This is a genomic window from Ideonella sp. B508-1, from assembly GCF_000333615.1.
Classification (GTDB): domain Bacteria; phylum Pseudomonadota; class Gammaproteobacteria; order Burkholderiales; family Burkholderiaceae_C; genus Ideonella.
Genome location: NZ_BADL01000602.1, coordinates 1 through 10,405 on the forward strand (window position 1 = coordinate 1; position 10,405 = coordinate 10,405).

Here is a 10,405-nt window from a genome sequence, read left to right on the forward strand (position 1 = left end):
CCCTGCGAGCGAACCTGCCACTTCCTGACCCACCCATGACCCATTCATGACCCAGCTCTCCCGGTTTCTCGCCGCCTGTGTACGGATGGTGATGGCGTCCGCCCACGCGGAGCCGATCGCCCGTGATCCAGCCACGTTCACAGACCAGGTGGCCCGCGTCATGCGTCGTCAGGCACAGGATGTCGACGTTGTGGTCAAGGGGCCACTCACCCTGGGCCTGGGGGAATTGCAGGCCAACCTGGACCGGGTCTACTCGTACTGCGGGCGCGACGCAGAAGGGTGCACGGCCGAGGTGGACCGTTACGTGCACACGGTTGTTCAGGTCTACCGGGACCGTCATGCCCCGCCGACGCGGGAAGCGGTCCGCGTGGTGGTGCGCACGGCGCAGTACGTCCAGGCGGTCGGTGCCAGCTTGGGCGCTTCGGCTCCCGTTCCACTCTTCTCGCGCCCGATGGTGGCGGACCTGGTGGCCGTGCCTGTCCTCGACTCTCCCCAGGCGGTGAAGATGCTGGGGCCTGCTCAGGCCAAGGCGCTGGGCCTGAGCGAGCAGGAGGCCTTCGATCTGGGGCTGGCCAACCTGAGGCAGACACTGCCGCCCCTGATGGACGAAGCCCGGCCTGCGCCACCCGGCCAGATTGGCCAGCTGGTCGGCGACAGCTTTCACCCCAGCCGGTTGCTGCTGCCGGACACCTGGGCACCGCTGGCCAAGGCCCAGGGCGGCACGCTGATCGTGGCCCTGCCAGCCACGGACGCGGTCTTCTACATCGGCGAGGACTCGGCCAATGCCATCTGGCGCCTCCGGATGCTGGTGAGCCGGGTGATGGCGCAGGCTCCCAATCGCCTGTCCGATCAGTTGTTGAGGTGGACCGAGGCGGGCTGGCAGCCAACTCCGCCATGATGCATTCACCGATGAGGGAGATTCCAACCATGAACATGCACACGCTGATCGCTGCCGCGATCCTCACCATGGCCGGTACGTCGGCTGCACTCGCCCAGGACGTCCAGCGAACACCCCTGCCGCCCCAGCATCCCCTGGTGGGCAGTTGGCGCATTGATGTGCCCGGCACGCAGTGCCACGAGATCTACAACATCAAGGCCGACGGCACGACCTCGGTCACCAGCGGGGCGCAGGCCGCCGAGTCCGAATTCGAGATCGACCGGGTCCCCTCGCCAAAGGGCTATTACAAATGGGTCGACAAGATCGTCAAGGAAAACGGTCGGCCTGATTGCATGGGTGAGACCATGCAGGTGGGCCATGTCGCCATCAACTACATCATCCTCCACCCTTCGCGACCCGAATTCCTGATGTGCGAGGCGGAGCGCCTGGACAGCTGCATCGGTCCATTTCGCAAGCAGGGCATGGGCATCTAGTGTGGATGTCGGTGCGAATACCGGGCAAATGTCGGTGATTCGGGGCGAACCTCGGCCTCCGTGAAGGCCTGTGGCTGCTAGGCTTGCTCCCATCACAAGAAGATTCAGGGAGCCCGGCTGCCATGGCCATCTTTCCGCAAGGTCTGACGAACGTCGACCAGCGCTGCAACCCCGGCGAGCGGCGTGTGCTGCACCAGCTCAAGCGCTGCCTGGGGGACGACTACCTCGTCTGGCACAACGTGCCGCTGGGCCCGCGGGCCCGTCAGCCCGACTTCGTGGTGCTCAGCCCGCGCCAGGGCATTCTGCTGCTGGAGGTGAAGGACTGGAAGCGCAGCACCCTGGTGACCGCCAACCGCGATGCGGTGGAGCTGGACACGCCCCGCGGCCGGGTGACCGAGGCCAACCCGCTGCGCCAGGCGCGTGACTACGCCTTCGAGCTGGTGGCGCTGATGCAGCAGGACCCGACCCTGGTGCGCGCCGACGGCCCCTTCCAGGGCAAGCTGCTCTTCCCCTACGGCTGGGGCGTGGTGTTCTCACATCTGCGGCAGGCCGATCTGGCCGACACCGCCTGGGGTGACTTCGCCCAGGTCTTCCCGGCCCACCAGACGCTGCTGCGCGATGACCTGGACGAGAGCGTGAACCCCGGCGACTTCTTCAACCGTCTGTGGGGCCTGTTCACCGTCCACTACCCGCACACGCTCACGCTGCCCCAGCGCGACCGCATCCGCTGGCACCTGTTCCCCGAGATCCGGGTGCAGCAGCAGGAGGGGCTGGACTTTGGCGGTGACGCCGCCACCGCGGCGCAGGCGCCACTGCTGCCCGACCTGATGCAGGTGATGGACCTGCAGCAGGAACAGATCGCCCGCACGCTGGGCGAGGGCCACCGCGTCATCCACGGCGTGGCCGGCTCGGGCAAGACCATGATCCTGATCTACCGGGCCCAGCAGCTGGCCGCCGCGGCCCGGCCCGACCAGCCCATCCTGGTGCTGTGCTTCAACCGCGCGCTGGCCGACCGCATCGACGCCCTGCTGCGCCAGCGCGGCGTGGACGAGCGGGTGCAGGTGCGCACCTTCCACAGCTGGTGCCAGGACCTGGTCAACAGCTACCAGCTCTACGTGCCGGACGTGCCCGACCGCGACGCCCATTTCCGCCTGCTGGCCGACACGGTGGAGAAATCCATCGAGACCGGCTTCATCCCCGGCGGCCAGTACATGGCCCTGCTGATCGACGAGGCCCACGACTTCGAAGAGGCCTGGCTGCGCCTGGCCACCCGCATGGTCAGCCCCAGCACGCAGAGCCTGCTGGTGCTGTACGACGACGCCCAGTCGATCTACCAGAAGAAGCGCCGCCGGTTCAGCCTGGCCAGCGTGGGCATCCAGGCCCTGGGCCGCACCAGCATCCTCAAGCTCAACTACCGCAACACCGCCGAGATCCTGGCCCTGGCCAGCACCTGCGCCCAGTCGCTGCTGCAGCGGGGCGAGGCGGCGGGGGACGACCCCGAGGCCCTGCCCCTGGTGCAGCCCGCCAGCGCCGGCCGGCGCGGCCCCATGCCGGTGCTCATCAGCGCCCAGGACCCGGCCGAGGAAGCGCAGCTGCTGGCCGAACGCATCGCCGCCCTGGTGGCCGAGGGGGTGCCCCTGAACGACATGGCCGTGCTGTTCCGTGCCAAGTACCAGATGGCGCCGCTGGAGCAGGCCCTCAAGCGCGCCCACATCGCTTTTGACTCGATGAACACCCGCGCCTTCCGGCGCTTCGACTGGGCCACCCCGTCGGTCAAGCTCATCACCCTGCACAGCGCCAAGGGCCTGGAGTTTCCCCACGTCTTCATTGGCGGCCTGCAGGCCCTGCCCATGAAGGACGAGACCCTGGACGACGCCGTGCGCCTGCTCTATGTGGGCATGACCCGCGCCACCCAGCAGCTCACGCTGGCGCGCAGCGGGGAGTCGCTGCTGACCGAGCGGGTGGTGCAGGCGATGGGGCGGGTGGGGGAGATGTTCCGAGCGGAGGCGTGAGCCCCCTCGGGGCGGCTTCTGCCGCTCCTCACAAGTCCTCGTCCTTCCATCGCGCCGCGTCCGCCACCAGCTGCGTCAGCCGCTCGGCTTGCTGAGCCACGAACCTGGCCAGGCCGTGCACGAAGGCCCGCTCGGCCGCGTCTTCGTAATCGGTGGCTTGGGCCTGTGCGGCTGCTTCGGCAGCCGCCCGTCTCGCCAGTCGCTGCCCCTCCCGGCGCATCAGTTGGCGGTCCACACCGCAGCGCGAGGCAAAGTCCGCCAGGGCAAAGGTGGACACCTCGGCGTGGCTGAAGACATCGCCGATTTCCAGGGGCAACCTCACGGTGCCAGTTCAGGGCCATGCACGTAGGTATAACCCTGGCGTTCCAGCGGCTTGATGGCTAAGGCTTCGATGGCTGATTCGGTAAGCATGTGGGCTCTCTCGTGCGGTCGCTCTCTTCAATTCAGGTGGGGACATACCTGCAAAGAGAGGCTAAGTCATTGACTTTTATGGGGCCGGAGAGGGAGCCTCTCATCGCGCTCTCATTTGCTCTCATCGAACATCAGGCTGAACGAGAGCCCAAGACGGGCGGGTGTCGCTGCCCTTGTTGATGATGCGCTGCTTTCTCCTCAGCTCCGCGATCAGGTTCCCCACCTTGATCCTGCGCTGCTTGTCATCCATCCAATCCGGCAGCTTGTTCCAGAGCAGTTCATCGATGTCCTTGCGGGCCAACGAGCCATGCTCTTTCACTGCCTTGCAGATCAGGTCTAGGTAGTACTGCTTGTCGAAAGCCAGGTTCTTGCTGTAGCTGGCCTTCTGGCCTGTCTGCTGCGCCAGGGTCTTGGCAATGAAGTAGTTGGGCTTGCGCCCCTCGATCAGGCCGCCACTCTTCAGGCGGCGCTCTTCATCAGCCGTCAAGGCTTGGCGCTTTTGTACCTTGTCCAGCGCCATGATGTCCGGCAAAGCCAGGCCGCCATCACGGGCCAGCATGCGGGCGTAGTCCATGTCCAGCACCTTGCCCGTCAGCGTGAGCTGCACCCGGTTGCCCGACAAGTCGTAGTCCGGCATCGGGAAAAAGCGCAGCCGCTGAAACATGAACAGCTTGCGGATGCCGCCGCCCGCCGTGTCCACCATCTTCAGGTTGAACATGGCCGTGGCCAGGAAGCGGTTGCGGTAGTGCTCCTCGGGTGCGTCTTCCATCACCACGCGCTGCACGTCGCCGGGTACAAAGCTGCCCTTGTTGGTGAAGCTCAGGCTCTCTTCCCGCTCCACCACGTTGATGCGGCTGGCCAGCGTGTAGTCCTGGTGCGCGATGCAGTTGTTCAGCGCCTCTCGTATCGCATAGGGCTCGTACTGGTCGATCTCTTCCGGAAACAGCGTGCCTTCGCGTATGTAGCGGTACTTGAGGTTGCGAATCTTGGCGTAGACCTTGTCCACCGCCAGCAGCATCGGCATGCCAAACAAGGCGTAGTCCCGGTCATTGCCCGCATGGTCTTTGAGCAGCCAGCGGATCTTGGCCTCGGCGGGCAGCAGAAAGTGCTCGGCCTCTTCGCGGCCCAGCAGCAGCAATGAAGCTCGCGTTTGCTTGCCCTTGATAGTCAGCTTGGCCTTGTTCAAAAAGGTTGGGTCATCCCAAGCGTCCACCTCTGCGGCCTTGTCGGGGAACTTGGCTCTGTAGTTGCGGCGGGCCACAGCCAAGGCTTCTTCGTCCAGATCAGCCAAGCTGGCCTCCGGCACGATGACGGCACTCCAGTCATCCACCGTGGATTGGGCGCGGATGCGCTCGATCTCTTCTAGGTTCAACGGCCCTAGCTCTTCGCCATCGCGACCGTGGTAATGCCCCTCAAAAGCTACCGGCAGCCCACGGGGCGCGGCGGGAATCTCCAGCATCACGACACGCCCCTCGGGCCGCAGCGCTTCGTGGATCTCGACGAAGGTGATGTGGTTCGTCGTCTTGCTGGCGATCTCACCCTTCAGGTGGTCCAGGTCCTTGCGCGCAAGCCGAAAGTTCGAGCCCACCACCTGCCGCCGGTCGTTTACACCAAACACCAACCAGGCTGCAGGAGAACCCTTCAGGTTCGCCTCGTTGCACAAGGCCGAGAAGTACTTGCCTAACTTGGTGAAGTCGTAGCCGTTCTTGGCCTCTTTGAACTCGACCACCTCATTCTCAGCCGTCAGCGCCAACAGGCTGCTCAGCTTGGCGTGGATGTCCAGGCTCATGCGTTGGCTCCTCCGGCTTGGTCCTCGGCTTCTTCTTCAATCACTTCAAAAGCTTCGGCACGGAAGGCCCACGGCGATAACCGATCACGCGTCAATATTCGCCGCCCGCAGTGCGTTCGTCTCAATGAAATCCCGCCGCGGTTCCACCTCGTCGCCCATCAGCATGGTGAAGACCTTGTCGGCCTCGATGGCGTCTTCGATCTGCACGCGCAGCAGGCGACGCACCTCGGGGTCCATCGTCGTTTCCCAGAGCTGCTCGGGGTTCATTTCGCCCAGGCCCTTGTAGCGCTGGCGGCCCACGCTGCTTTCGGCCTGCTGCATCAGCCAGGCCATGGCGGCGCGGAAGTCGGCCACGCGCATTTCCTTGGCCTTCTCGCCTTCGCCGCGCTTGGCCACGGCCTCGTCGCCCAGCAGACCTTTGAACTCGCGGCCCACCAGGGCCAGGGTTTCGTAGTCGTCGCCGTGCAGGAAGTCCGGGCCGATGATGCTGCTCTTAACGTTGCCGTAGTGGCGGCGGCTGATGCGCAGCAGGTGCTTGTCGGTGCGTTCGTCGAAGACGGCTTCGACGTCGGCATCGTGCAGTGCGGCCTTCAGGGCCAGGGCGCTGGCCTCGGCCTGGGCGGTGTCGTCCAGGTTCAGGGTCAGGCCGTCGCTCAAGGCGCGCAGGGCCTCCACGTCCATCCAGTTGGCCAGGCGGTCGATGACGTTGTTGGCCTGCACGTAGTGACGAGCCAGTTCGGCCAGGCGCTCGCCCTGCAGCACGGGCTGGCCGTTGCCGGGGTTGATGCTGGCGCCGTCCAGGGCCACCTTGAGCAGGTAGGCGTCCAGGGCCACGCCGTCCTTCAGGTACTGCTCCTGCTTGCCGTGCTTGACCTTGTACAGCGGCGGCTGGGCGATGTAGATGTGGCCGCGTTCCACCAGGTCGGGCATCTGGCGGTAGAAGAAGGTCAGCAGCAGGGTGCGGATGTGGGCGCCGTCCACGTCCGCGTCGGTCATGATGATGATGCGGTGGTAGCGCAGCTTGTCGGGGTTGAAGTCGTCCCCGCCCATGCCCTTGCCGATGCCGGTGCCCAGCGCGGTGATGAGCGTGAGGATTTCCTGGCTGGAGAGCAGCTTCTCGTAGCGCGCCTTCTCCACGTTCAGGATCTTGCCGCGCAGCGGCAGGATGGCCTGGAACTTCCGGTCGCGGCCCTGCTTGGCCGAGCCGCCGGCGGAGTCACCCTCCACGATGTAGATCTCGCAGAGGCTGGGGTCCTTCTCCTGGCAGTCGGCCAGCTTGCCGGGCAGGCCCATGCCGTCGAGCACGCCCTTGCGGCGGGTCATTTCGCGGGCCTTGCGGGCGGCCTCGCGGGCACGCGCAGCGTCCACGATCTTGCCGCAGATGGTCTTGGCGTCGTTGGGGTTCTCCAGCAGCCAGTCGGTCAGCAGGCGGCTGACGATGTCTTCCACCGGCGCGCGCACCTCGCTGGAGACCAGCTTGTCCTTGGTCTGGCTGCTGAACTTGGGTTCGGGCACCTTGACGCTGACCACGCAGGCCAGGCCTTCGCGCATGTCGTCACCGGCGATGTCGACCTTGGCCTTCTTGGCCAGCTCGTTGTCTTCGATGTACTTGTTGATGACGCGGGTCATCGCCGCGCGCAGGCCGGTCAGGTGGGTGCCGCCGTCGCGCTGGGGGATGTTGTTGGTGAAGCACAGCACCGACTCGCTGAAGGAGTCGTTCCACTGCATCGCCACTTCCACACCGACGTTGGTGCCCTGGTCGCTGAGCTTGTCGCCCATGGCGTGGAAGATGTTCGGGTGCAGGATCTTCTTGCCCTTGTTGACGAACTCCACGAAGCCCTTGACGCCGCCGGCATAGGCGAAGTTGTCTTCCTTCTGGGTGCGCTCGTCGATCAGGCGGATCTTGACGCCGTTGTTCAGGAAGGAGAGTTCACGCAGGCGCTTGGCCAGGATGTCGTAGTGGAACTCGTTGTTTTCCTTGAAGATCTCGGTGTCCGGCAGGAAGTGCACCTCGGTGCCGCGCTTGTCGGTGGGGCCGGTGATCTTCATCGGGCTGGTCTCGAAGCCGTCGACGACCTCGATGACGCGGTCCACCGGCACGCCGCGGCGGAACTCGATGGCGTGCACCTGGCCCTCGCGGCGCACGATCAGGCGCAGCCACTTGGACAGCGCGTTCACGCAGGACACGCCCACGCCGTGCAGGCCGCCGGAGACCTTGTAGCTGTTCTGGTTGAACTTGCCGCCGGCGTGCAGCTCGGTCAGGGCGATCTCGGCGGCCGAGCGCTTGGGCTCGTGCTTGTCGTCCATCTTGACGCCGGTGGGGATGCCGCGGCCGTTGTCCACCACGCTGATGGAGTTGTCGGCGTGGATGGTGACGACGATGTCGTCGCAGTAGCCGGCCAGGGCTTCGTCGATGGAGTTGTCCACCACCTCGAACACCAGGTGGTGCAGGCCGGTGCCATCGGACGTGTCGCCGATGTACATGCCCGGGCGCTTGCGCACCGCCTCCAGGCCTTCCAGGATCTGGATGGACTCGGCGCCATAGCCGCCGGAGCCTTGGGGGGCGGGGGTGGGCTGCTGGCTGTCGGGGGTCGGGGTGGTGTCGCTCATGGCTTTTGAAACTAAGAGGGCCGGTGAACCGGCCCGGGCATCCGTCTGACTGGAACCCCCGCTGGGCGGGGGGCAGGGGGTGCGAAAGGGGTACCGCGCAGCGGAGCTGGCGCCGCAGGCGTCAGATCCGCATCGGCATCACGACGTACTTGAAGCCGTCCTGCTCGGGCACGGTGATCAGCGCGGCGGAGCTGCCGTCGTGCAGCGCGATCTGCACCATCTCGCTGTCCATGTTGGCCAGCGCGTCCATCAGGTAGGTCACGTTGAAGCCGATCTCGATGGCGGGGCCGCCGTAGTCGATCTCGAGTTCTTCCTTGGCCTCTTCCTGCTCGGCGTTGCTGGAGGCGATGCGCAGGGCGCCCGGCTCCACGTTCATGCGCACGCCTTTGAACTTCTCGCTGGTCAGGATAGCCGCGCGCTGCAGGCTGGCCAGCAGCGGGGTGCGGCCCAGGATGACCATGTTCTTGTGGTTCTTGGGGATGACGCGGTTGTAGTCGGGGTACTTGCCCTCGACCAGCTTGGTCACGAACTCCATGCCCGAGAAGCTGAACTTGGCCTGGTTGCCGGCGAACTGCAGCTCGATGGGGTCCTCACCGGTGCCCAGCAGGCGCATCAGCTCCAGCACCGTCTTGCGCGGCAGGATGACTTCCTGCTTGGGCATGTCGGTCTCCAGCTCGGCCTGGGCCAGGGCCAGGCGGCTGCCGTCGGTGGCCACCAGGGTCAGGGTCTTGCCCTCGGCCACGAACAGGATGCCGTTGAGGTAGTACCGGATGTCGTGCACCGCCATCGCGAAGTGCACCTGGTCGATCAGGCCCTTGAGCACCTTCTGCGGCACGCTGAAGGCCGGGCCGAAATCGACCGCCTCGTTGACCAGCGGGAAGTCCTCGGCCGGCAGGGTCTGCAGCGTGAAGCGGCTCTTGCCGCCCTGCAGCGTGAGCTTGCTGCCGGCGGCCGTCAGGCTGACGATCTGGTCGGCCGGCATGGAGCGCAGGATGTCGATCAGCTTGCGCGCACCCACCGTGGTGCTGAAGGCGCCCTCGTCACCGCCCAGCTCGGCGGTGGTGCGCACCTGGATTTCCAGGTCGCTGGTGGTCAGTTCGGTGCTGGCGCCGTTCTTGCGCAGCAGCACGTTGGCGAGGATGGGCAGGGTATGACGCCGCTCGACGATGCCGGAAACCGCCTGGAGGGCACCCAGCAATTGTTGTTGTGCGGCTTTCAAAACAATCATGTCTTCCTCTTTCAGATGGGTCGTTGTAGTAGGAACGGACCACCGGTGTGGAAAACGCCATTTTCACCTGTTTTGACAGGCAGTTAGCAGGCGGCTTTCCTTGGGGACGAATGGGCGGCTTGCGGCGGGGCAAACAGACAACAACTTGGGCCTGATCGCGGGGGCGGTGGACAAGCCGGGACTTGTCCGAAACTTGTCCCCAGCCCGGCCCCGCACGGGGAATTCAGCCCTTGAGCGTCTGCTCCAGCACGTGCAGCTGCTGGTTCAGCTCGGTGTCCTTCTGCCGCTCGCCACCGATCTGCGCACCGCGTGCAGCACGGTCGTGTGGTCGCGGCCGCCGAACAGCTCGCCGATCTCGGGCAGGCTCTTCTGGGTCAGCTCCTTGGCCAGGTACATGGCAATCTGGCGCGGCCGGGCGATGCTGGCCGGGCGCTTCTTGCTGTACATGTCCGCGATCTTGATCTTGTAGAAGTCGGCCACCGTCTTCTGGATGTTCTCCACCGAGATCTGCCGGTTCTGGATGGACAGCAGATCCTTGAGCGCCTCGCGCGCCAGGGCGATGTTGATTTCCTTGTGGCTGAACTTGGCGTAGGCCAGCACCTTGCGCAGCGCGCCTTCCAGTTCGCGCACATTGGCGCGCACGTTCTTGGCCACGAAGAAGGCCACGTCCTCGGGCATCGGCGCGCCCTCGGCCTTGGACTTGGCCAAGAGGATGGCCACCCGCATCTCCAGCTCGGGCGGCTCGATGGCCACCGTCAGCCCGGCGTCGAAGCGGCTGGTCAGCCGCTCGTCGATGTCCACCAGCCCCTTGGGGTAGGTGTCGCTGGTCATGATGATGTGGGCCTTCTTGGCCAGCAGGGCCTCGAAGGCGTTGAAGAACTCTTCCTGCGTGCGCTCCTTGCCGGCGAAGAACTGCACATCGTCGATCAGCAGCAGGTCCAGCTGGTGGTACTTGGCCTTCAGTTCGTCGAAGGTCTTGCGCTG

7 protein-coding genes and 1 pseudogene are annotated in these 10,405 nt (G+C 65.4%); 3 read left to right on the forward strand and 5 right to left on the reverse strand.

All coding sequences use genetic code 11. The features are described from left to right. Positions 1-160: 160 nt before the first annotated feature. From I73_RS30310 to I73_RS23950, 3 genes are all read left to right on the forward strand, one after another. Positions 161-898 carry a hypothetical protein gene (locus tag I73_RS30310; RefSeq protein ID WP_159105927.1) on the forward strand — a complete coding sequence of 246 codons (738 nt, stop codon included), beginning with the start codon at positions 161-163 and terminating at the stop codon, positions 896-898. Positions 899-933: 35 nt separating this feature from the next. Further along, the gene (locus tag I73_RS32190; protein WP_148289907.1) at positions 934-1,371 is read left to right on the forward strand and encodes a hypothetical protein; all 438 of its coding nucleotides are present in this window, start codon (positions 934-936) and stop codon (positions 1,369-1,371) included. Positions 1,372-1,493: 122 nt separating this feature from the next. After that, complete coding sequence (locus I73_RS23950) at positions 1,494-3,383, forward strand: DEAD/DEAH box helicase (protein WP_022982941.1); 1,890 nt, start codon at positions 1,494-1,496, stop codon at positions 3,381-3,383. A gap of 28 nt (positions 3,384-3,411) precedes the next feature. Here I73_RS23950 and I73_RS23955 read toward each other — a convergent pair whose 3' ends face one another. The 5 genes and pseudogenes from I73_RS23955 to dnaA form a co-directional block, all read right to left on the reverse strand. Further along, a complete protein-coding gene (locus I73_RS23955; RefSeq protein WP_234409601.1) occupies positions 3,412-3,705 on the reverse strand; it encodes a hypothetical protein in 294 nt (97 codons plus the stop codon). A gap of 210 nt (positions 3,706-3,915) precedes the next feature. After that, the gene (locus I73_RS23960; RefSeq protein WP_022982943.1) at positions 3,916-5,583 is read right to left on the reverse strand and encodes an RNA-binding domain-containing protein; all 1,668 of its coding nucleotides are present in this window, start codon (positions 5,581-5,583) and stop codon (positions 3,916-3,918) included. A gap of 84 nt (positions 5,584-5,667) precedes the next feature. Then, positions 5,668-8,193 (reverse strand): DNA topoisomerase (ATP-hydrolyzing) subunit B, encoded by a 2,526-nt coding sequence (gyrB, locus tag I73_RS23965; protein WP_022982944.1) that lies wholly within the window; start codon positions 8,191-8,193, stop codon positions 5,668-5,670. Between the two features lie 121 nt (positions 8,194-8,314). Beyond that, a complete protein-coding gene (gene dnaN / locus I73_RS23970; RefSeq protein ID WP_022982945.1) occupies positions 8,315-9,421 on the reverse strand; it encodes a DNA polymerase III subunit beta in 1,107 nt (368 codons plus the stop codon). Between the two features lie 223 nt (positions 9,422-9,644). Beyond that, positions 9,645-10,405 (reverse strand): annotated as a pseudogene (gene dnaA / locus I73_RS30315) (chromosomal replication initiator protein DnaA); the annotation flags it as partial.

Coding starts and splice junctions, on each gene's coding strand:
- gyrB (WP_022982944.1), bottom strand. CDS start 8,193: ATGAGCGACACCACCCCGACCCCCGACAGCCAGCAGCCCACCCCCGCC.
- dnaN (WP_022982945.1), bottom strand. CDS start 9,421: ATGATTGTTTTGAAAGCCGCACAACAACAATTGCTGGGTGCCCTCCAG.
- I73_RS32190 (WP_148289907.1), top strand. CDS start 934: ATGCACACGCTGATCGCTGCCGCGATCCTCACCATGGCCGGTACGTCG.
- I73_RS23960 (WP_022982943.1), bottom strand. CDS start 5,583: ATGAGCCTGGACATCCACGCCAAGCTGAGCAGCCTGTTGGCGCTGACG.
- I73_RS23950 (WP_022982941.1), top strand. CDS start 1,494: ATGGCCATCTTTCCGCAAGGTCTGACGAACGTCGACCAGCGCTGCAAC.
- I73_RS30310 (WP_159105927.1), top strand. CDS start 161: ATGCGTCGTCAGGCACAGGATGTCGACGTTGTGGTCAAGGGGCCACTC.